This is a genomic window from Streptomyces sp. CA-251387, from assembly GCF_050936625.1.
Classification (GTDB): Bacteria; Actinomycetota; Actinomycetes; order Streptomycetales; family Streptomycetaceae; genus Streptomyces.
In genome coordinates, this window is record NZ_JBNJMJ010000001.1 from 961292 (window position 1) to 982687 (window position 21396).

General features: G+C 70.8%; 15 protein-coding genes and 1 pseudogene. 3 read left to right on the top strand and 13 right to left on the bottom strand.

What is annotated here, in order from left to right:
- Positions 1–4: 4 nt before the first annotated feature.
- Complete coding sequence (locus tag ACQEV2_RS04175; protein WP_433036622.1) at positions 5–1336, bottom strand: pyridoxal-phosphate dependent enzyme; 1332 nt, start codon at positions 1334–1336, stop codon at positions 5–7.
- Positions 1333–2799, bottom strand: coding sequence for a Y4yA family PLP-dependent enzyme (locus ACQEV2_RS04180; protein ID WP_433036624.1), 1467 nt, complete (start codon positions 2797–2799; stop codon positions 1333–1335). Before ACQEV2_RS04180 ends, ACQEV2_RS04175 begins: the two co-directional genes overlap by 4 nt.
- A gap of 268 nt (positions 2800–3067) precedes the next feature.
- On the opposite strand from ACQEV2_RS04180, the gene ACQEV2_RS04185 reads away from it, so the two are divergent.
- The gene (locus tag ACQEV2_RS04185; RefSeq protein WP_433036626.1) at positions 3068–5311 is read left to right on the top strand and encodes a VPS10 domain-containing protein; all 2244 of its coding nucleotides are present in this window, start codon (positions 3068–3070) and stop codon (positions 5309–5311) included.
- Positions 5312–5397: 86 nt separating this feature from the next.
- Here ACQEV2_RS04185 and ACQEV2_RS04190 read toward each other — a convergent pair whose 3' ends face one another.
- The 4 genes from ACQEV2_RS04190 to ACQEV2_RS04205 all read right to left on the bottom strand — a co-directional run bounded on the left by ACQEV2_RS04190 (position 5398) and on the right by ACQEV2_RS04205 (position 9423).
- Complete coding sequence (locus tag ACQEV2_RS04190; protein ID WP_433036628.1) at positions 5398–5808, bottom strand: VOC family protein; 411 nt, start codon at positions 5806–5808, stop codon at positions 5398–5400.
- Between the two features lie 98 nt (positions 5809–5906).
- Positions 5907–7805 (bottom strand): molecular chaperone HtpG, encoded by a 1899-nt coding sequence (gene htpG, locus ACQEV2_RS04195; protein WP_433036630.1) that lies wholly within the window; start codon positions 7803–7805, stop codon positions 5907–5909.
- A gap of 119 nt (positions 7806–7924) precedes the next feature.
- The gene (locus ACQEV2_RS04200) at positions 7925–8638 is read right to left on the bottom strand and encodes a class F sortase (protein ID WP_433036632.1); all 714 of its coding nucleotides are present in this window, start codon (positions 8636–8638) and stop codon (positions 7925–7927) included.
- 116 nt (positions 8639–8754) lie between these two features.
- Complete coding sequence (locus tag ACQEV2_RS04205; RefSeq protein WP_433036634.1) at positions 8755–9423, bottom strand: hypothetical protein; 669 nt, start codon at positions 9421–9423, stop codon at positions 8755–8757.
- 305 nt (positions 9424–9728) lie between these two features.
- Here ACQEV2_RS04205 and ACQEV2_RS04210 point away from each other — a divergent pair, with 305 nt between their 5' ends.
- Positions 9729–10823 (top strand): acyltransferase family protein, encoded by a 1095-nt coding sequence (locus tag ACQEV2_RS04210; RefSeq protein WP_433036636.1) that lies wholly within the window; start codon positions 9729–9731, stop codon positions 10821–10823.
- A 19-nt stretch (positions 10824–10842) separates the two neighbouring features.
- Here ACQEV2_RS04210 and ACQEV2_RS04215 read toward each other — a convergent pair whose 3' ends face one another.
- The 4 genes and pseudogenes from ACQEV2_RS04215 to ACQEV2_RS04230 form a co-directional block, all read right to left on the bottom strand.
- Positions 10843–11439, bottom strand: coding sequence for a TetR/AcrR family transcriptional regulator (locus ACQEV2_RS04215; RefSeq protein WP_433036637.1), 597 nt, complete (start codon positions 11437–11439; stop codon positions 10843–10845).
- A 19-nt stretch (positions 11440–11458) separates the two neighbouring features.
- Positions 11459–13522, bottom strand: a complete 2064-nt coding sequence (locus tag ACQEV2_RS04220; RefSeq protein ID WP_433036639.1) for a galactose-binding domain-containing protein — start codon at positions 13520–13522, stop codon at positions 11459–11461.
- 154 nt (positions 13523–13676) lie between these two features.
- Positions 13677–14453, bottom strand: a complete 777-nt coding sequence (locus ACQEV2_RS04225; RefSeq protein ID WP_433054190.1) for a class I SAM-dependent methyltransferase — start codon at positions 14451–14453, stop codon at positions 13677–13679.
- 55 nt (positions 14454–14508) lie between these two features.
- Positions 14509–14615 (bottom strand): annotated as a pseudogene (locus tag ACQEV2_RS04230) (AzlD domain-containing protein); the annotation flags it as partial.
- 191 nt (positions 14616–14806) lie between these two features.
- On the opposite strand from ACQEV2_RS04230, the gene ACQEV2_RS04235 reads away from it, so the two are divergent.
- The gene (locus tag ACQEV2_RS04235; RefSeq protein ID WP_433036641.1) at positions 14807–15508 is read left to right on the top strand and encodes a lysostaphin resistance A-like protein; all 702 of its coding nucleotides are present in this window, start codon (positions 14807–14809) and stop codon (positions 15506–15508) included.
- A 29-nt stretch (positions 15509–15537) separates the two neighbouring features.
- Here ACQEV2_RS04235 and lpdA read toward each other — a convergent pair whose 3' ends face one another.
- From lpdA to ACQEV2_RS04250, 3 genes are all read right to left on the bottom strand, one after another.
- Positions 15538–16950, bottom strand: a complete 1413-nt coding sequence (gene lpdA, locus ACQEV2_RS04240; RefSeq protein ID WP_433036643.1) for a dihydrolipoyl dehydrogenase — start codon at positions 16948–16950, stop codon at positions 15538–15540.
- A gap of 176 nt (positions 16951–17126) precedes the next feature.
- Positions 17127–17978, bottom strand: coding sequence for an SCO2400 family protein (locus ACQEV2_RS04245; protein WP_433036645.1), 852 nt, complete (start codon positions 17976–17978; stop codon positions 17127–17129).
- A gap of 132 nt (positions 17979–18110) precedes the next feature.
- On the bottom strand, positions 18111–21275 hold the full coding sequence (locus tag ACQEV2_RS04250; protein ID WP_433036647.1) for an amidohydrolase family protein: 3165 nt from the start codon (positions 21273–21275) through the stop codon (positions 18111–18113).
- Positions 21276–21396 lie beyond the last annotated feature (121 nt).

Here is a 21396-nt window from a genome sequence, read left to right on the forward strand (position 1 = left end):
GGGCTCAGTCCCGTACGAGGGGTGCGCCCGCGTCGCGCCAGGCGATGATGCCGCCGATGAGGCTGCGGACGTCCGGGTGGCCCATCCTGGTCAGCAGGGCGGCGTAGCGTGCGGACTTCTCGCCGACCGGGCAGGCCAGCAGGACCGGGCGGGTGCGGCTGAACGGCAGCCCGCCGTGGAGGAGCTCCTCGAAGAGCTCGTCGACGATGTTGACCGAGCCGTCGATGTGCAGGGCGGCATAGGCGTAGGGGCTGCGCAGGTCGACGACGAGCGGTTCTCCGGTGCCGATCCACGCCTGGGCGTCGGCGACGCCGATGGCCGGTGCCGTGCGGATCTCGGCGTCCGGCAGGTCGGCCGGGGAGTTCTGGCGGCGCGGGCGGCCGAAGAGGTCGGGCCGCCGGTGGCGGACGTAGCTGAGGTAGCTCTCGACGCGGTCACAGACGATGAAGACCGCTGACTGCCGTTCCGTCAGTTCTGCGTCCGCTGCCCGTAGTTGGCGTACGGCTCCGAAGAAGGCGGCTCCGCCGGTGGGGCCGGCCAGGATGCCGCAGCGGCGGTTGAGGGTCAGCATTCCCTCGATCGCCTCGTCGGCGCTCACCGAGTCGATGGTGTCGTAGGTGCCGGGGTCGAACAGGCCCACCTCGTGCGCCTCGTCGATGGTTCGGATGCCGGGAATGAAGTCGGACTTGGCGGCGACCAGGCCGACGACCCGTACGGCGGGGTCGTGTTCGCGCAGGGCGCGGGCGACCCCGGTGGAGGAGCCGGCGGTGCCCACGCAGGCGATGAACCAGTCCGGCGCCCGGCCGTCCAGGTCCTTGACGATCTCCGGGCCGGTGCCGGTGAAGTGGGCTTCGGTGTTGCGGGGGTTGAAGTACTGGTCGGTGTGCAGATACGTGCTGCCGGGTTCGGCAAGGGTGCGGTGGAAGAGCGTGAGCGGGTCGTCGGTGGCGGTCGGGTCCAGGCACTCGCTCTGGCCGGGCAGTTCCTCGATCTCGGCGCCCAGCAACAGCAGCAGGTCCTTGATCTCCGGGATGCGCATCCGGTTGGTGACGCTCTTGAAGGACAGGCCGTGCATGCCCGCGAGGACGGCCAGGGCCTTGGCGGTGTTGCCGCTCGACAGCTCGACGACCTGGCCGCCTCCCCCGGTCGCCGCGGAGGCCGCGGCGGCCAGATGCGGCCGCGCCATGTTCCAGGCGGCCCGGTCCTTGACCGAACCGAAGGGGTTGAGCAGCTCCAGCTTGGCGTACAGGTCGATGTGCCGGAGGCCGTGCACGGCCGGGTCGATGCGCACCAGCGGTGTGTTGCCGATGGCCTCGGTGATGCTGTCGTACCTCACTGCGCTCCCCCCACGGGTGTGGTCGGCCAGTACTGGTCGTCCAGGCACCAGCGCCAGGTGTCGCCCTCCTGCCAGGCGGCGGCCTTGCGCGCGACGGGCTGGTGCTGGGCACGGGTGGCGTGGAAGTCCATGCAGTAGCCGGCCGTGTTGGCGAAGGCCAACAGGTCGCCCGGTTCGGGGCGGTGGGGCAGGAAGACCGTGCGTCGGGTGATCAGGTCGGACTCCAGGCAACGGCTGCCGAAGAGATGGACGGCCACCGGATCGCCCGCGTCGCGTGGGCGTCGCCGGGGCACGGCGACGGGGTCCACGAGCACGCCGTGCTCCTCCAGCGCCACGTCGTCGGCCTTCGCCGCCAGCCGTACGTGCAGGGGGCCGTCCGCCTCCTGGTCGCGTACCTCCAGCACCTTCGTCAGGGTCAGTCCGCACTGGTCCAGCAACGCTCGGCCGGGTTCGGTGTGCAGGTCGTAGAGGTGCTCCAGCAGCAGCGCGGCCAGGGGGCGGCCACCCAGGGACGCGGCCGGGTGGGAGAGCAGTTCGTCGAGGTAGCGGGCCGAGGCGACCGGCCGATGGGCGGGGTAGAGGCCGAGTGTGCCGCGCAGGGTGCCGCCCTCGCTGCGCAGTCCGTAGCCGTGACCGCCGTACGTCAGGGGCGGGCGGGTGCCCAGGACGGCTTCGGTGAGTTCGGTCGTGTACCGCTGCCATTGCCCGCCGTCGGCCAGGTAGTTGACGCCGAATCCGCCGCCGATGTCCACGGCCCGGGGCCTGAGCCCCCGGCTGCGGCACTCCTCCAGCATCCGCAGACAGCCTTCCAGCGCCGTGGCCTTCTCGGTGAGGCTCGTCGTGTCCAGGTGGTAGGCCACACCGACGAGGTCGACCACGTCGGCATGCCGCTGGACGGTCTCCAGCAGGGGCCCCAACTCCCCTACGGTGGTGCCGAACCGGCTGCGGCGGCTCAGCACCCGTACGCCGGACGCCTCGAACCCCGACAGCCGGAGCAGGATGCGGGTCCTGGGCAGGGTGTGCTTGCGTACCAGCGTGGCGAGTTGCTCCAGCTCGCCACGCGTGTCGACGCTGACGGTGACCGACGTGCGGGCCGCCAGCCACAGGAATTCCGGGTTCTTCGGGCCGGTAGCGGTGATGCGGTCGGGGGTGAAGCCGGCGCCCAGGGCGTGCTGCAGCTCACCCAGCGAGGCGACGTCCACGCCGGCGTCCGTGGCGGCGAGCCGCCTCAGCAGGGCGCTGGACCGGTTGGCCTTGTGGGCGAAGAACACCTGGCCGGACAGGTGGTGTCTGTCGTAGACGGAGCGGAACTGCCGGAGGTTGTCGGCGAGTTGGTCCGGGACGACCAGGTTCAGCGGAGACCCGAGGGCGTCGGTGAGGGTGTGCAGCAGCCCCGGGGAGTCCAGTAACGAGCGCAGCCGCGATGCCAGCCGCGGTTCGAGATACAAGGGCTGCCCGCCCATGTCCGGCCCCTCCTCAGCGCTTCGGGCCCGACATCCGGGCGCTGACGACCACTCCCCGCGGTTTGCCGTATAGCTCCCTTCCCTTCCTTCCAGGGGTTTACGCCCTGTAGCTACCACCGTGGGCGATTACGTCAACGGACGGCCGGAACTCACCAGTGTCGGCGATTCCAACCGCTCCCAGAGCGACGATCGTGCACCCTTCTGCTCAACTCACTTCTCTCGTAACGTCATTGCCGCTTGAGATGGGCATGACGATGGAAGGGGCTTCATGGGCAGAGGTCTGCTGTCTCTGGTTCTCGCCGCGGTCACGGGCGCCGCGTTACTCGCGGACCCCGCGGCCGCCGCACCGACCCCGCCGTCCGGATCGGCCGCGCCGCCCGGGCCGTCCGACGTGTACCGGCCGGTCCGTGGGCCGGCCGCCCCCGCGGAGTACCGCTACCTCCAGAAGACCCTGCCGGGCGAGTCGCTTCCGCGCCACGCCCATGACCTCGCCGCCGCGCAGGCCCGTGAGCTGCCGACCGTCGGCGGGCGATGGAGGAACGTCGGGCCCACCAACATCGGCGGGCGGATCGTCTCCCTCGCGCTCGACCCGAAGCGCGCCGACACCGTGTACGCGGCGGCCGCGAGCGGCGGGCTGTGGCGCAGCACCGACGCCGGGGCGACGTTCCACTCGGTGTGGCCCGACAGCTGGACCCAGGCCATGGGCGCGGTGGCCACCGGTCCCGACGGCACCTTGTACGTGGGCACCGGTGAACCCAATCCGGGCGGCGGAAGCATCACCTACGAGGGGACGGGGCTGTACCGGAGCCGGGACGGCGGCCGTACCTGGAAGCCGATCGGTCTGCGCGACTCCGGCGCGATCAGCGCCATCACCGTCGACCCCGCGGACCCGCGCCGCATCTATGTCGCAGCGGCCGGCTCGCTCTACAACGGCGGCGGCGACCGCGGCGTGTACCGCTCGGAGGACGGCGGCACCACCTGGGAGCGGATCCTCGCCGGCGCCAACGAGTTCACCGGCGCCACAGAGATCGTCATCGACGGCGACCGGCTCTACGCCGTGCTGTGGGACCACCGCAGGACGCCCGAGCTGCGGACGTACGGCGGTGTCGGCTCGGGCGTCTTCCGCAGCACGGACGACGGGGCGAGCTGGCAGCGGCTCGGCGGCGGACTGCCCGCGGCCGGCCCGGACGTGGGACGCATCGGCCTAGCGGTCGCGGGCGAGAAGCTCTATGCGATCGTCAACAGGACCAGCGGCCCCTTCGAGGGCTTCTACGCCTCGGCCGACGGCGGCGACAGCTGGACCCGGACCTCGGCCGACGACACCCTCACGGGCTCGCAGTCCAGCTTCGGCTGGTGGTTCGGCAAGGTGTGGATCGACCCCCGGGACAGCGAGCACGTCCATGTGGCGGGCGTGCCCCTGATGACCACGAAGGACGGCGGCGGCACCTGGACGGCCAACGACACCAGCATGCACGTCGACCAGCACGCCATGGTGTGGGACCCGCGTCGCCCGGGCCGGGTCTACCTCGGCAACGACGGCGGCGTCTACCGCTCCGACTCCGGCGGCGACGGCGGCTGGGTCAAGTCCCGGCACCAGCCGTACACCCAGCTCTACAGCGCGGCGATCAGCCCGCAGGACGTCACCCGGATCTCGGGCGGCGCCCAGGACAACGGCTCGCTGCGGTCCTGGGGCGGGGAGCGGTTCAACGAGTACCTCGGCGGTGACGGCGAGGAGAACCTCATCAACCCGGCCGACGTGAACAACGTCTTCGCCTGCTACCAGTACGGCAACTGCTTCAGCTCCACAGACGGCGGCGACACGCTCACGTACTTCGCGGACCGGACGACGTACAAGCGCCGCAACTGGTTCACCCCGGTGGTCTTCGACCCACGGGACCCGAAGATCCTCTATTACGGCTCGGAGGTGCTGAACCGCTCCACGGACGGCGGCGCGACCTGGCAGCCCATCAGCTCCGACCTGAGCGGCGGCCCGGGCCCCGACCCGATCTACACCAACTACGGCACGATCACCTCGATCGCCCCCGCGGCCGACGGGCGCACCGTCTACGTCGGTACGGACGACGGCCGCGTCTGGGTCACGAGGGACCTCGGGGCGACCTGGACGAAGCTGGCCGAGGGGCTGCCGTGGGTGACCCGGGTGGTCGTGGACCCGAGGAACCCCGACCGCGTCTGGACCACCCACTCCGGCTACCGCTCGGGCTCCCCGCTGGCCCATGTGTACGGCAGCACCGACGGCGGCCGGCACTGGCGGAACCTGTCGGGCAACCTCCCGGCCGCGCCCGTCAACGACCTGGTCGTAGCCCGCGGCGGCACCCTCTACGTCGCCACCGACCAGGGCGTCTTCACCAGCGTCAAAGGCGGCGGCCACTGGCTGCGCCTCGGCCGCGGCATGCCGCAGGTACCGGTCGACGACATCGAGTACGACGCCGGGCACCACCGTCTGGTGGCCGCGACATTCGGCAGGGGCTTCTACGAGCTGACCACGGCCTGACCACCGGCCGGGCCCGCAACACCCGGATGCGGCGGTGAGCACCTCGACCGCCGCATCCACCTCGCACTCCCGCGGCTCGCCCGCTCTCAGCCGGCCTGGCCGGCGATGTTGACCATCCAGGTGATGCCGAAGCGGTCCGTACACATGCCGAAGACGTCGCCCCACATCTGCTTGTCCAGCGGCACGGTCACATGGGCGCCGGCGGACAGCTTCTCCCAGTAGCCGCGCAGTTCGTCCTCGTCGTCGCCGCTCAGGCTCACGGAGAAGTTGTTGCCCGGCTTGTGGTCGCCCGTGGGGGTGTCGGCGCCCATCAGGGTGAAGCCGCTGGGGGTCTCCAGCATGCCGTGCATGATCTTGTCGGCCATCGGGGTGTCCTTCTGGCCGAACTCGCCGTAGGTGTTGAGCGTCAGGGTGCCGCCCAGGACCTCCTTGTAGAACTCCATCGCCTGCCGGGCGTCGCCGGCGAACGTGATGTAGGGGTTGAGACGCGAGGCCATGATTCCTCCCGGGGCAGGGCCAGAGACCGACTAGTGGGAAGCTAGCGCGGGCCACTGACAATGGCCCGCGCACACGCCCGGATGGCCTACGGCGCCGGCTACAGGGTGCGCTCCAGCCGGTCCGCCACCAGCTTCACGAAGCGGGCGGGATCCTTGGGCTGGCCGCCCTCGGCGAGCACCGCCAGCGTGTGGAGGAGTTCAGCGGACTCGGCGAGGCCCGTGCGGTCCTCGCGCTCCTTGTACGCCTGGTTGAGGCCCTTGACCAGCAGGTGGTCGGGGTTGAGCTCCAGGATCCGCTTGGTGCGCGGCACTTCCTGGCCCATCGCCCGGTACATGTTCTCCAGAGCCGGGGTCAGATCGTGCGCGTCGGACACGACGCAGGCCGGGGAGACGGTGAGCCGCGTCGACAGGCGCACCTCCTTGATGTCCTCGTCCAGTTGCTCCCGCATCCAGCCGAGCAGACCGGCGTACTCCTCGGCCTGCTTCTCCCGCTCCCCGTCGGCCTTCTCGTCCCCCTCGGCGCCGAGGTCGATCTCGCCCTTGGCGACGGACCGCAGCTTCTTGCCCTCGTACTCGCCCACGGTGTCGACCCACACCTCGTCGACGGGGTCGGTGAGCAGCAGGACCTCGATGCCCTTGTCCCGGAACGCCTCCATGTGCGGGGAGTTCTCGATGCTCTGCCGGGACTCGCCGGTGATGTAGTAGATGTCGTCCTGGCCGTCCTTCATCCGCTCCACGTACTGCGCGAGCGTGGTCGGCTCGTCGTCGGCGTGCGTGGTCGCGAACGAGGCGACGGCGAGGATGGCCTCGCGGTTCTCGGAGTCGGTGACCAGGCCCTCCTTGAGGACGGTGCCGAACTCCCGCCAGAACGTGCCGTACCGCTCCTTGTCCTTGGTCATGATCTCCTTGACCGTGGACAGGACCTTCTTCGTCAGCCGGCGCTGCATCATCCGGATGTGCCGGTCCTGCTGCAGGATCTCGCGGGAGACGTTGAGCGAGAGGTCGGCTGCGTCGACGACGCCCTTGACGAAGCGCAGGTAGGGCGGCAGCAGCGCCTCGCAGTCGTCCATGATGAAGACGCGCTTGACATAGAGCTGGACGCCGCGCTTGAAGTCCCGCGTGAACAGGTCGTGCGGGGCGTGCGAGGGGATGAAGAGCAGCGACTGGTACTCGAAGGTGCCCTCCGCCTGGAGCCGGATGGTCTCCAGCGGCTCGCGCCAGTCGTGGCTGATGTGCTTGTACAGCTCGTGGTACTCGTCGTCGGACACCTCGTCGCGCGAACGCGCCCACAGGGCCTTCATCGAGTTCAGCGTCTCGGGTTCGGGCGCGCTGTCGCCGTCGCCCGCCTCCGGGACCATGCGGATCGGCCAGGTGATGAAGTCCGAGTACCGCTTGACGATCTCCCTGATGGTCCAGGGGGAGGTGTAGTCGTGCAGCTGGTTCTCGGGGTCGGCGGGCTTGAGGTGGAGCGTGACGGACGTGCCCTGCGGCGCGTCGTCGACGGTCTCCAGCGTGTACGTGGCCTCACCGCGCGACGTCCAGCGGGTTCCCTTGCTCTCCCCGGCGCGCCGGGTCACCAGCATCACCTCGTCCGCCACCATGAAGCCGGAGTAGAAGCCGACGCCGAACTGGCCGATGAGCCCCTCGGCCCCGGCGGCGTCCTGGGCCTCTCGCAGCTCCTTCAGGAACGTGGCGGTCCCCGAGTTGGCGATGGTGCCGATGAGCTGCCCGACCTCGTCGTACGACATCCCGATGCCGTTGTCCCGCACCGTGAGGGTGCGGGCGTCCTTGTCCACGTCGATCTCGATGTGCAGATCGCTCACGTCGGCTTCGAGCGTGTCGTCCCGCAGCTTTTCGAGGCGGAGCTTGTCGAGCGCGTCGGAGGCGTTGGAGACGAGCTCGCGCAGGAAGACATCCTTGTTCGAGTAGACCGAGTGGATCATCAGCTGGAGCAGCTGACGGGCCTCTACCTGGAACTCAAACGTCTCGGTCGGCATGGTTCGCGACTACCTCACAGGTTCAGTCACCGGAACTGGTCGCAGTCACTGTAAGACACGAGGTCAGCGCGGAGTGCGGCGGTTCGGGAAAGGGCCCGGGGGGCGGCGCGGCGGGCGGTTCAGGCGAGGTGGGCGAAGACGACCAGGTTCGCGGTGTAGTCCCTGGCCCGGCGGTCGTAGTCCCCGGCGCAGGTGATCAGCCGGACCTGGGCACTGGGGGTGTCGCCGTAGACCCGCTTGCTCGGGAAGGTGTCCTTGTCGAACTGCTCCACGCTGTCGACCACGAAGGACGCCCTGCGCCCGTCGGCTCTCACCACCTGGAAGTCGTCCCCCTTCTCCAGCTCGCTGAGTCTTGCGAACACCGCGGCGGACGTCGCCGTGTCCACGTGCCCGGCGATGACCGAGGTGCCCCTCTCGCCGGGGGAGGCGCCCTTGGCGTGCCAGCCGACGAGGTTGATGTCGTGGGCCGGTGGGGGTTCGAGCTGGCCCGAGGGGCCGATGGCGAGGTCGGTGAAGGGCGCGTTGACCGAGATCTTGGGGATGAGCAGGCGGATCGGCCGGGACCTCGGCAGGTGCTTGCCCACGGCCCGCGAGGCGGACGGGGACGGCTCGACCGCCGGAGCGGACGGCTCGACCGCCGGTGGGGCGTGGGGGGCGCGATGGGCTTCGGGCGCCCCGTTGCGGCCGTCGGGCAGGCTCACCACCAGCACGACGGCGGCGACCACGCTCCAGAACGTCGTCACGGCCGTACGCCTTATCCGCCGTGAGGGCGCGGAACCGTCATCAGAAGGGACCGGGTCGACATCGGGGGACGAGGGACGGCCGACGGCCATCGGGCACCACCTCATTCGGGCGCGGCAGCGGACACGGCAAGGGGAAGAGGGAGCGGGGCCGCCGCGACGCGCGGCGCACGTGCGGCGGCCTCAGCGGCTATGTCGTCGGGCATCGGTCAGGCGACGGTTCCTGAGGCCTTCTTGCGCCGCAGGGCGTACATGCCGGTGCCCGCGACCGCCAGCGCGGCCAGGCCGCCCGCGGTGACACCCGCCGGGTCGGCGAGGCCGCCGCCTCCGGTGTGCATCCCACCGTGCGGCTTGCCGTGGTCGTCGCCCCAGGACTCCTTGCCGTGGTCGCCGCCCCAGGACTCCTCCTCATGGTCGCCCTTCCACGAGTCGTCCTTGCCGTGGCCGCCGCCCCAGTCGTCCTTGCCGTGGCCGCCGCCCCAGTCGTCCTCGTTGTTCACGAGGGCCAGCGCTCCGCCACCCGTACGCATCCCACCACGAGGCTCGTCGTGCTTGCTTTCCTCGTGGGAGCCCTTGTCGTGCTCCTTGTCGTGCCCCTTGTCGTGGCCCCCGCCCCAGTCGTCCTCGTCGTTCACGAGGACCAGCGCTCCGCCACCCGTGTGAACTCCACCACGGGGTTCGTCGTGCTTGCTTTCCTTACCGTGCTCCTTGCCGTGATCCTTGTCGTGTTCCTTGTCGGAGTCTTCGTCGTGCTTCTTGCTGTGGGAAGACGCGTCTTCCTGGTCCCAGTCACCCGCCGTGATGGCGTAGGCGGCGGGTGTGATCGCCAGTGCGGCCGTGGCCGTCGCGGTGGCGAGCAGCATGCGAACAGAGCGCATAGGTGAATCCTTCCGTCACGGCCTGGGCGGCTGACGCTTCATCACCACTGGAGCCAGGCCTTGACGTGATCCACCGTCAGCCATGCGTCCCGTGCGCACCATTCGGAGCGTTCACACGGGTTACGACCACACCCCTACGGCGGTATCGCCAGGCCCTCCCGTGTGGATCACCGCCCGGCGAGGTTTACGTCGTCCGGAAGTGGTGAGGCGCGTGGGATGTCTCAGCACGTCCGCACAGCCGTCGCTTCCGTCAGACCCGCACGCGATCGCGTGGGCTTCCCCCGTGGCGCCCAGGGGGCCGTGTGGTGAGCGAAGCCCTCCAGACCGCGCCCGCGCGCGCCATAACCGCCCCACCTGGGCCTTCGAAGCAGCGGGACGCGTTCTTCGACAACGCCAAGTACGCCGCGATCGTGCTGGTGGCGGTGGGACACGCGTGGGAGCCGCTGCGGGACGGCAGCCGGGCGGTCACCGCCATGTACATGCTCGTGTACGCCTTCCACATGCCGGCCTTCGTCGTCATCTCCGGCTACTTCTCGCGCGGCTTCGACGGCCGCCCGGAGCGCCTCAAACGCCTGGTCACCGGACTCGTCGTCCCGTATGTGATCTTCGAGACGGCGTACACCCTCTTCACCAGGTGGACCGACCGGGAGCCGGACCGCCCGATCAGCCTGCTGGACCCGCTGTATCTGACCTGGTTCCTGGCGGCGCTGTTCCTGTGGCGGCTGACCACCCCGCTGTGGCAGCGGGTGCGCATGCCGCTGCCGCTCGCGCTCGCCCTGGCGATGCTGGCCACCCTGTCGCCGTCCATCGGCAAGGACCTCGACCTGCAGCGCACCCTGCAGTTCCTGCCGTACTTCGTGCTGGGTCTGCTCTTGAAGCCGGAGCACTTCCGGCTGGTCCGGCGCCGCGCGGTGCGGATCGCGGCCGTCCCGGTGTTCGCGTGCGCGTTCGTGGTGGCGTACTGGGCGGTGCCGAGGATGACGGGCGGCTGGTTCTACCACCGCGACAGCGCCGAGGCGCTGGGCGCGCCCGCCTGGTACGGGGTCGTGATGACGCCGGTCCTGTTCGGCTGCTCGTTGGTGCTGGTGGCCTGCTTCCTCGCCTGGGTGCCCGGGCGTCGGATGTGGTGCACCGCGCTGGGCGCGGGCACGCTGTACGGCTATCTGCTGCACGGCTTCGTCGCCCAGGGTGCCAAGTTCTGGGGCTGGTACGACCCCGCCTGGGTCCGCGAGCCGCTCGGCGCGATCGTCGTGACCGTCGTCGCCGCGGTGGTCGTGACCGTGCTGTGCACCCCGCCCGTCCGGCGCGCCCTGCGCTGCGTGATGGAGCCGGAGATGGGGTGGCTCTTCAGACGGGACACCACGCGACCGGGTGCTGACCGGGCCTCCGTACGCGGGTGACATACCCCGTCAGGTCGCGTCAGGCCTCGCTGACCAGCCCGGCGATGTGCGCGACGACCGTGTCGAGGATGTCGTTCCAGGCGTCTTCGTCGCCGAGCACGAGGTGGTTGAGGGTCAGCCCGTCGGTCATGGCGGCCAGGTAGCGGGCCAGGACGGGGGCGGGTACGCGCAGTCGCAGGCCCATGGTCTGCCGCAGCTGGTCGATGAGGTCGGCGTACGTCTCGGCGTACAGCTCGTACTGCCGTCGGGCCAGGTGCTCAAATCCGGGCTGGCGCAGGGCGTACTGGGTCAGCTCGTAGGTGAGCATGTGCTCGTCGGGGTGGGCGCGGACGTGGTCCCAGTACGCCTGGAAGCCGGCCCGTACGGTCTCCTCGAGGGTGTCCCGGGGCCGTATCGCCTCCTTCACCAGCGTCACATAGTGCTCGGTGATGGTGGTGATGACGGACTCGATCAGCTCCTGCTTGGAGTTGAAGCAGTAGTGGAAGACGCTCAGCGAGACGCCCGCCTCGGCGGCGATGGACCGGGTCGTCGTCCTGGGGACGCCGTCCCGGGCCATCGCCCTGATGGCCGCCTCGGTGAGCTGTCGCCGCCGCTCGGCGGACGGCAACCGTGCCATGGAGCCCCTCTCGTGGGTGTCAGCTGCTGTGGACGCCGACCTCGTAGAGGGAGTAGCCCCAGTCGGTGCCGCGGTCCAGCCCCTGGATGCGTACGTACCTGGCCGGTGTGCCGGTGAATCTGGCCGTGTCCAGGCCGCCGTCGCCGGAGGTCGTGGACCAGACGGTCTTCCAGTTGGCGCCGTCGGTGGAGAGCTCGATGCGGTACGCCTTGCCGTACGCGCGTTCCCAGTCGAGGGTGACACGCTTGACGAGTGGGGTGGAGCCGAGGTCGAGCCGGTACCACTGGTCGTCGCTCCAGTCGCTGGCCCAGCGGGTGCCGCCGTCGCCGTCGGCGGCGCGCTGCGGCTGGTAGCTCGTGAACAGGCTCCACTCCGACGAACTCGCCGATGCGGTGGCGCCGCGGGCGAGATTGACGCCGGCCTGGTGGTTCTCGGAGGCCGCCCAGGTGTCGAGGTAGGACTCGGCGCCCCGGAAGAGGTCGTCCACGGTGTCCTGGCCGCCGACGCGGCGGATGTCCTCGATCCAGTCCGGGACGAGGCCGTAGTGGGCGGCGCCGTCCGTGTTCAGGTCCCAGGTGCGCTCGCCGGTGGTCTGCCGGTCGATGACGGAGCCGCCGTCGACGCTCTTGAACGGGTACGTCACCTTGTTGGGGGCGTCCGCGCCGCGCGGCCCCGGCCAGCCGCCGACGCCGTTCATGTCGGTGCCGTAGCCGTAGCCCACGCCGTACTTGTCGCGCAGGGCCTCCGTGCGCTTCGCCTCCGCGACGAAGCCCTCGGAGCCGTGCATGTACTGGGCGATGAAGCCGCCGAGGCCGTAGACCCGTTCGGTCCAGTTCAGGTCCATCCAGCTGTGCGAGGAGAGCACGCCGGGGTACGACTCGGCCTCGAAGATGTCGAGTGCCCGGCCGGTGGCCTTGACGCTCATGTGGTCGATCTCGAGCATCATCTTGCGTTTCATCATGCCGCGCACGGCGTACTCACCGAGTTCGGTGAGCCCGCGGACGTTGCACTGGGCGTCCGCGCTGTACGAGGGGACCTCCACGCCCGCCGGGAGTTCCTGCTCGGCTTCGGCCGCCGAGGCGTTGCCGATCGGGTTGTCGTGCTGCGGGCCCTTGCACGTCTCGGTCTTCCAGAAGGTGCCGGTCGACAGGAACTGGCCGACGTTGATGGCCGTTCCGAGCGAGCCCGAGTCGAAGCGGACGCCGCACAGGGCGTTGTCGAACTTGTGGCACAGGAACATGCTGCGCACGCCCAGCGCGTGCAGCTCGTCCAGGCCCTTGTCGATGTCCTCCTTGCTGCACTGCGGGATGTCGAGGATCTGCTTGCAGCCGAAGGGCTCGGAGGTCTCCACGCCGAGGATGACCGCCAGCTTGCCCTGCTCGATGACCTCACGGGCCTGCGCGCTGTCGGTGACGACGCGGAACCAGCCCTTGCCGGGGCCGCCGTACATCTTGTCGATGAAGGCCTGCATGTCGTACGTCAGCTTGGCCTGCAGCCGAATCGACGTCATCTCGTCGCAGCTGCGGTCCTTGAAGAAGTACACGGAGCAGATGACGCCGTTGGTGACGAGGTCGTTGACCAGCACCCGCTGGCCGCCGCGCCAGGCCCGCTCCACCCAGGCGTAGTAGTTCTGCTGGTGCGTCAGCGAGTCGTGTGCGGGCCAGTCCTTGAAGGTGGGCCAGCCGACGGGGTCGTGCTTGCCATCGCCGCCGTTGGTGATGAAGTCGAAGATGGCGAGCGAGCCGTCGGGGTAGTGCTCGGGGCAGTCCTTGAGGGCGTCGGCGATGCCCTGCTCGGAGAACGGCTTTCCGCAGATCAGACGGCCACCGAAGGCCTCGTTGGAGAAGATGTGGTCGTGCGCGTCGACGAAGCCGCGCACCTCGCCCTTGGCGTTGGTGCCGGTGAAGGGCTCGCCGGTGACGTTGATCCGAGAGTCCGGCGCGGGCCGTGCGGTCGGGTTCCACCAGTCGGTGCCGGCCGCCGAACTCGGTGTGGGTCCGAGCGCGATGGACAGCACGAGCAGGAGGAGCGACACCACGGTGACGTTCTTGCGTCTGCGGTACGGGCGTCCGGCACTGGTCACAGCCCACGTCCCTCGGTCGGCGGGAGAGCGGGGTCGGGTTGTCATGACCTCGCAATATGTGCGACGAGGATGGCCACTCCGGCATGACGAGTCAAGGGTCCGGGACAGATGACCTACTGACCGGAAACAAACGACCTACTGACGGGGAATCGGTTCACACCGTGTGGGTGACCCGGATCTTGGACTGACCGTGCGGCAGTTCCTCCCAGTCCGTCATGAAGCGGGCCCGCAGGCCGTGCTTCGCGGCCAGTGCCACGAGGGTCTCGGTGCGGTAGTAGAAGTCCTCCCGCAGGACGTGGTGTTCCTCGCCCTCGGTGCGGTCGAAGGTGAAGTCGAACCAGCCGCCGGGTGCGAGCACCCGGCCGACGTTGGCCAGGCACTCCTCGATCACCGGGAGCGGCGAGTGCGAGAAGACGCTGTGCGCGTGTACGACGTCGAAGTGGGCGTCGGGCAGGAACCGCAGCGTCAGGTCGCGCACCGGGGTCAGCGTGGGAAGGCGCTGCTGCAGGCCCATCTCCACGACGGTGTCCTGCGCGGCGAAGAGGATGTCGGGCGAGATGTCGACGCCGTAGTAGTGACCGGGGTCGAGGTGGCGGATGAACCGCCAGCCTCCCCGTAGGTTGCCGCAGCCGATCTCCAGCATCCGGTGCTCGGGGCGCAGGCCGTGGCCGACGAGGTAGTCGAACTGCATCGCCCCGAGCGCCAGCCACCGCTCGCGGCTGTGGCTGCCGACCGCGGCGTCCGGGTCTGCGCGGGTGTCGGAGCGCATCACGGCGCGGTAGTAGGACACATGGTCCGGGTGGCGGCGGCGCAGCCACATGTCCCGGGCGGTGCGGGCCAGATGGCGGGGCACCCGGTCGGGGTGTCGCAGGGCGTAGGCGAGGCGGTGGCCGAGGGCCGCGCGGTTGACGGTGAGGTTCTTGGCCGGCATGGGCATCGTGCCTTCCTGGGGACAGCGTGCCTTCCTGGACGCGGGGACCCTCAGTGGCGAACACCGTGCTGGTCAACGCCAGTGCAGGGCCGTACCACCGAGGATGCTCAACAGGGCGTTGCGGCGCCACAGGTGCAGGCCCACGGTGACGGCCACCGCGGCGGTGGCGTAACAGGTGTCAGGCATGGCTCGGCTTCCGGGCGGCGCGGGGTGCCGGGCCAGGAGCCAGGAGGTCTTGAGTTCCGTCGTATGTTCGGCGGCACCCACTGCTTCGTCCGCGTCGCCGTCGCCACCACGCCGACTACGCGGCATTTCTCACCGGCATCCCTGCCACGGGGCATCCTGGAACCCGGATGCCGATCGCCTGTGCACTCGCCGTTCTCGCCGCCGCGAACCTGCTGAACAACTGGCTCGCGCGCGGCCCCGCCCTGTACGTGGTCGTCTGCGTGAGCGCGACGGCCGTCCTGCTGCTCATCGCCCGCTGGGACGGTCTCTCCCGGGCCGACCTGGGGCTCGACGCGGCGGGGCTGCGGCGGGGACTGCGGTGGGCTCCCGTCCTGGCGGGGATCGTTCTGCTGGTCCTGCTGCTCCTTCTGACCGTTCCGGCCGGGCGTGAGGCGTTCCAGGACTCCAGGGCGGCGGATCTGTCCGTGGGACGGCTGTTATGGGTTGCCCTGGTGCGGGTGCCGTTCGGGACCGTGCTGCTGGAGGAGACCGCCTTCCGGGGCGTGTTGTGGGCGATGCTCCGGCGCCGGCACGGAACGGCCTGGGCCACGGCCGTGTCGTCGCTGCTGTTCGGGCTGTGGCACCTGCTGCCGTCCCGCGGCATCAACCGCTCCAACGCCGCCGTCGGCTCGGTCTTCGGCGACGGCCCGGCGGGCGTCGTGCCGACGGTCGCCGTGGCGATCGCGGCCACGACCGCCGCCGGGGTCGTCCTGTGCGAACTGCGCCGTCGCTCCGGCAGCCTGCTGGCGCCCATGGCCCTGCACTGGGCGGTCAACAGCTTCGGTTACGTATTCGCGTGGGCGGCGGCCCGCTGGTGGCTCGACGGCTGAAGCACCGGGCGAGCCACCGCAGCCGGCGCTCAGAAGTTGATCATGTGGCCCGCGAGGCCGTGGACCGCTTCCTTGACCGCCTCGCCGAGGGTCGGGTGGGCGTGGACGTTGCGGGCGACCTCGTGGACGGTGAGGTCCCACTGCTGGGCCAGGGTCAGCTCGGGCAGCAGCTCGGTGACGTCCGGGCCGATGAGGTGGCCGCCGATCAGTTCGCCGTACTTGGCGTCGCTGATCAGCTTCACGAAGCCGGTGGCGTCGCCCAGGCCGTGCGACTTGCCGTTCGCGGTGAACGGGAACTTCGCCACCTGCACGTCGTAGCCCAGCTCGCGGGCCTGGTCCTCGGTGTAACCGAAGCTGGCGATCTGCGGCTGGCAGTAGGTGGCCCGCGGGATCATCGCGTAGTCCAGCTCCATCGTCTCGACGTCCGCGATGGTCTCGGCGGCGACGATGCCCATCGCCTCGGCGGCGTGCGCGAGCATCAGCTTCGCCGTCACGTCACCGATGGCGAAGATGTGCGGCACGGAGGTACGGCAGCGGCCGTCGACGTCGATCGCACCCCGCTCGGTGACGGCCACGCCGGTCTTGTCCAGGCCGTATCCCTCGACATTCGGCTGGAAACCGATCGCCTGGAGCACCTTGTCGGCCTCCAGCACCTGCTGCGAGCCGTCCTTGGCGGTGACGGTGACGCGGACCTGCGGGCCGGACTCGTCGATGGCGTCGACGCGCGTCGAGGTCAGCACGTCGATGCCCAACCGGCGGTACTGCTTGGCGAGTTCGGCGGAGACCTCGGCGTCCTCCAGCGGGGTCATCCGGTCCAGGAACTCGACGATGGTGACCTTCACACCGTAGTTGTGGAGGACGTACGCGAACTCGACACCGATCGCGCCGGCGCCCGCGATGACGATCGACTGCGGCAGTTCCTCGGCCAGGATCTGCTCCTCGAACGTCACCACGCGTGCGCTGCGCCGGGTGCCGGGCAGCAGCTTCGGCGTGGCGCCGGTGGCGATGATGCAGTGGTCGAAGCCGATGGTGCGGGTGTTGCCCTCGTAGTCCGTCACCTGGAGGGTGTGCGGGTCGAGGAAGGTGCCGCGGCCGTCGAACTCGGTGATCTTGTTCTTCTTCATCAGGTAGTGGACGCCCTTGACCCGACCGTCGGCCACCTTGCGGCTGCGGCGGAACGCCTCGCCGTAGTCGAAGCTGACCTGCCCGTCCACCTTGATGCCGAAGGTCTTCGCCTCGCGCGTGAAGATGTGCGCCAGTTCGGCGTTGCGCAGCAGCGCCTTGCTGGGAATGCAGCCCACGTTCAGGCAGACGCCGCCCCAGTACTTCTCCTCCACGACCGCCACCCGCTTGCCCAGCTGGGCGGCGCGGATGGCGGCGACGTAGCCGCCCGGGCCCGCGCCGAGGACCACGACATCGAAGCGCTCGTCCTGCTCGACCATGGAAAGTCTTCCTTCCTGAGAACGACGTCCTGCTCTGCTGCTGCCGGTCTGCGCCTGGGATGGCGTACGGCTTCTACCAGCATGACCGCATCCACGAGGTTGTGTGGCGATGCGGGAGGGTGACGGTGATCTCAGGTGGCGTGTGCTCCGGCGATCAGGTCAGTCGCCGGGCATGGTCAGCCGAGGCACAGGACGTTGAGCACGCACAGCTGCGCCGGCGAGGTCTCCTCCGGTGCGGGGCTCGTCGGTGACGTGGAGGTTCCGGAGTCGGAGCTGTCGGTTGCCGTCGGGGGCGGCGTCTGCTGCGGCTCGGCGGCCGCGCCGCCGCTGTCGCCCGAGGTCGCGCCTCCGGGGGCCGGGGAGACGGTCTGCGTCTGCGGGACCGGGGTCGCCGTGGGACTCGGCGTGGAGGCGGCGTCCGGTCGGGTGAACTCGCGCGTGGTGTGCGGCGTGCTGACGGGCTCCCGCGCGACGTTGGTCGGGGACGGCTTCGAACCAGGCGTGTCGGTGCGCGTGGCCTCACGGGTGTCCGGCGGAGTGGACACGGGACGGGTGAGCTCCGTGGCCTGTTCCTCCGCGCCCACGACGCCCGGATCCTGCGGCGCGGTGGCCGCCTGGGCCTTGTCGGCGGAGCCCCGGTCCAACGCCGAGACCGTCAGACCGCCGCCGACCAGCGCCACGGCGGTCGCGACCACGGCCCGGCGCTGGTTCTTCTTCCAGCGGGCCCGCTGGCGACGCCGCGCCGCCCGGCCCTGCGGAACCTGGGGCATGCCTTCCACGTCGCCGGACGGGCTCGTGGGCGCGGTGTCCTCCACGTCGGCCGACGGGGCAGCCTCGTCCCGGAAGTAGCCGTCGTACCAGGTGTCGTCGGTGGGCGTCTCCCACGCCGCCGTTCCGGTGGCGGCCGCGCCGGGCGGGACGGCCGTACCCCCGACCGCGGAGGGAGCGATGTCCGGGGCGTAGGCGCCGCACCCGGGGCACACAAGAGCCCCGTTGAGATGCCGACGGCACGAGGAGCAGTAGTCCATCTACGGTCTTCCTGGGTTCGCACTCGGGATCGAACGGGCTGTAACGCTAACGAGGCTTTGGACAGGCTGTGTGCAGCCCAAGTGATACTCCTGCGCAGATGCCCCAGGAAGTGTGTGTGAACCGTGCCCCACTCACAGCTCACAGCACCCCTCCCGGCGCATACGGCGGCTCACCTCCAGCCACTCCTCGGCCGCCCGCCCTTCCGACCCGGCGTCGAAGGCGTCGACCAGCTCCGCCTGCTCGAACGGGACGCCGCCGCGCAGGACCGCCACCGTACGGATCAGCGTCGCGAAGTCGGTGAACGGATCGCCGTCCACGACCGTCAGATCGGCGAGCTTGCCCTCCTCCACGGTGCCCAGGTCGGCGTCGGCGCCGAAGACGCGCGCGGGCAGCAGCGTGGCGGTGCGCAGCGCCTCGGCCGGTGACAGACCGGCGGCGTGCAGGGCGCGCAGGACCAGGTGCAGATGCAGTCCGACCGGGACGATCGGCTGGTCCGTGCCGAGGGCGAGCAGGCCGCCGCCCGCCAGGATCCGCCGGTAGACGCCCATCTCCCGTGCCAGTGTGGCCAGTTGGGCGGCGGAGGGCGGCTGTCCGGCCTGCTGGCGGACGAGTGCGGTGTCCCACGGCGGCATGAGTGCGGTGACGCGCGGGTCGTCCGCGAGCGCGGGGTCGGCGCCGAGGAGGGCGATGGCCGTGAAGGGGGTGGCGACCAGGTGGAAGTCGGCGCGGGTGTAGATCTCCTCGACGTCCTGGTACGCCCGCCCCGTGGCCGAGGTCGCGTGCCCGAACTCCAGTCGCTGCGTGGCCTGCAGATGGGTCGTCAGGTCCAGGCCCAGCTGCACACCCGGCGTGCACAGATGACTGCCGCTGCGCACCCCGAGCCGGTCGTGCCCGAATTGCGCGGCCTGCTTCATCACCCAGCCCGGAGCCCGTACGTACGTCTTCACGAAGTCCCAGTCCAGCGCGGCCCCGCGCGCCAGCGAACGGCGCAGTCCCTCGGGGGTGCGGTGGGCGCGGCCCATGCTGTAGGCGACCCGTGGCCCGTCGAGCAGTTCGCCGGTGGTCAGCAGCCGGGGTCCGGCGAGGGCACCGGCGGCGACCGCCTCCCGGATGCGGGCCTGCTCGTAGGCGAAGCCGCCCAGCGAGACGGCCGTCGTGATGCCGTATGCGAGCTGGAGCGCGGTCTGGCGTCCGCCGTAGGTGGACTGCCAGGGGTGGGTGTGCGCGTCCCACAGGCCCGGGACCACGGTGCGGTCGCTCGCGTCGATGTGGCGTGCGGCCGGGCGACGGCCGGTGCGGTGCGGGGACACCTGCGCGATGCGGCCGTCGCGGATCACGACGTCGATGTCCTCGCGGACGTCCGGGCCGGTGCCGTCCCAGAGGCGGCCCGCGTGCACGACCGTGTCGGCCGGGCGCGGTCTGCGGTGGTCCAGCGGGATACGGACGGTACGGGTCCGGCCGGTGCCGATGTCCATCAGGCGCAGGGTGCCCGCCGAGAGGTAGAGCAGAGTGCGGGCGTCGGCGGCCCAGGAGGGGTGGTCGGCGGGTTCGGTGGTGAGGCGTCGGGGTTCGCCGTCCGGGGTGCCGTCGCCCCGGACCGGCAGCAGCCACAGGGCCGACTCGGCGACCACGGCCATCCAGCGGCCGTCCGGGGACCAGACGGGCCCGGAGTCGTAGCGGTCGGAGAGGGAGGTGTGGGGGGCGAGGGCCTGCAGGGTGGCGGCCTTGGTGGTCGTGTCGACGACCCGGATGAGGTTGTAGCCCTCGCGGAAGCGCTGGTTGAGGCGGTTGCGGTCGCACAGCGCCACATACCGGCCGTCGGGCGACCAGCTGGGGCGTCCGGGCAGCCCGCCCGTGCCGAGCGGCGCGGCGAGGACCTGTTCGCCGCCGTCGGGCAGGTCGCGCACCACGAGGTTGCCGGACATGTCCAGGCAGGCCAGCCGCGTCCCGTCGGGCGAAAGGGCGGGGAAGACACGGCCGCCCTCGGCGAGCACGGTCTCCTCGCCGGAGCCGAGGTCACGGCGTCGTACCGCGAACAGGCCGTCACGGTCGTCGGCGTACACCAGCGCCGTGCCGTCGGGCGTCCAGGTCGGCGCCAACACATAGCGAGTGGTGGGGGCTTGCAGGACCTTGCTGGGTGGGCGGCCACCCGTCGTGCCGCCGATCCACAGCGCGTTGAGCGCGGCGAAGGCGACGCGGCGGCCGTCCGGTGACAGGGCGGGCAGGTGCAGCGCGCGGACGGGGCGGGTGCCGGCGCCCTCGAAGTCGTACGCCTTGCCGCGGTAGCGGGGCCGGCGCACGGGCAATACGGCCGTGAACGGGATCTCCTCGCCGCTGCCCGGCGCGTCCGGGTCGAGCAGGCGGAAGTGTCCGTCGACGTTGAGGAGCAGTCGCTCGCCGTCCGTCCAGCGGGGCGGCGCGGGGAGGAGGTCGCCCGCCACGGCCACCGGTTTCCCGTCCACCACGAGCGTGCAGGAGGCCGCGGGTGAGGCCGTGGTGCGCAGGTAGGCCAGGCGCCCGGCGGGCGAGACGGCGGGGGTCATGAGCTGGGCGCCGGAGTCGTCTGTGTGCTCGGTGGTGACCGGGCCCGAGCCGTCGGCGGCCACCGACGCGACGGTGCTCGCGCGGAGGGCGCCCGTCGCGGTGACGCCGGCGCGCACGAACAGCACGCGCTCCCCGTCCGGCGACCACGCCGGGTCGAAGTCCTCCCAGCGGGCGTCCTGCCCGGGTCCCTGCCGGCCGGGGCGCCCGGTGAGCCGGGTGAGCGTGCCGGTGCGCACGTCCACGATCCAGATGCGGTACGGCGCGCCGGTCACGGTGTCGCCGCCGCGCTCGGAGGCGAACGCGATCCGGGTGCCGTCCGGCGACCAGGCCGGGCCCCGGTCGTCCCACGGTCCGTCGGTGAGCTGCCGCAGGCCGGTGCCGTCGGGCCGCAGCGTCCAGAGGTGGAAGCCCCCGCCGCGGTAGGCGCACACGACGAGGCGGCTGCCGTCGGGCGAGAACTGCGGGCGGGTGGGTTCGAGGCCGGGCGGGGTGAGGGGGACGGCCGTGCCGCCCTGCCGCGGGAGGGACCAGAGCACGTTCTGGACCTCGGCGACCAGCCGGTCACCGGACGGGGAGAGGGTCGCGGAACCGCCCGTGGCCGCGGTGAGGGAGAGCGTGGTCGTACCGGAGGCGGCGGCCGCGGGCGGCGCGGTCACGGTGGCGACCGCCGTGGCCGTGGCGGTGGCCTGGAGGAATCTGCGGCGGGAGAGGGGGCCGGAACAAGGGGTGTCGGAGGTGCCTTCGGGGTCCAAGAGAGCTCCCAGTGCGCGGAGTTGGCGTGCCGGACGAGAGAGACCACTGGTGGCAACGTACGGAGGCCCAGCGCGGTTACGGACCCCACGCCGGCGTTTCTCGGCCGTTCTCGGCCACTCG